The sequence below is a fragment of the Streptomyces djakartensis genome (genome assembly GCF_014651075.1).
Classification (GTDB): domain Bacteria; phylum Actinomycetota; class Actinomycetes; order Streptomycetales; family Streptomycetaceae; genus Streptomyces; species Streptomyces djakartensis.
The window spans coordinates 1-607 of record NZ_BMWE01000083.1 but is presented as its reverse complement, the minus strand read 5'-3'; the positions used below and the strand labels follow the sequence as shown (position 1 = coordinate 607).

The window sequence follows — 607 nt, the reverse complement described above, 5'->3', positions numbered from 1 at the left end:
AATTACACTAATAGAACAGTAAAAGTACTCATTTACCCAGAACATGGTAAAATGGAAGTAACTCTTGATTTTGATAGTGTTCTTTACAGTGTATATCAGGATTCAGATCCAGATAAATTACACTGTAATAACTTTGACTATGACCCAAATTCTATTACTTCTGAAAAGATAGAAGAGAACATTAATAAAAGGAGGCGTTAATATGAATGAATACCAAAAGAAAGCATGGGACTGTTTGACTCCAACTGAGCAGCAGTCCCTTTTTCTTCAGCTATCAGAGAGTAAATCCGCTTGGGAAGCTGGAGAGATATTAAAATTATCTCATTATAAGTACCTAGAAATAAAAGAAAGGTCTGAAAAGTTCTTCCGATTATTTTCGGATTTCTTCGAAATACATGAGTCAATATTTAGACCAGATTGCCCATGTGAAAGAAACTTCCAGGATTATATCGAGGCTTGCATAGAAAAAAGGATGAAAAGGAAAGAGGCTCTACTAAATACTGGAGATGCCTCCCAATTAGTTCCTAAGGTAAATACTCGTAATCTAGAAAGAAATATAAGAAGACTACAAGGTTCAGATAATGAATGGGATAAACATTCTCTAGGT

The 607-nt window shown here is 34.1% G+C and carries 2 protein-coding genes; both read left to right on the top strand.

Features of this window, described 5'->3' with window-relative positions; all coding sequences use genetic code 11:
- Positions 1-201, top strand: a 201-nt coding sequence (locus tag IE212_RS35340; protein ID WP_229864740.1) for a hypothetical protein, incomplete at its 5' end; no start/stop codon positions are given.
- A gap of 1 nt (position 202) precedes the next feature.
- The coding region (locus IE212_RS34575; RefSeq protein ID WP_190201948.1) for a hypothetical protein at positions 203-607 on the top strand (405 nt) is incomplete at its 3' end.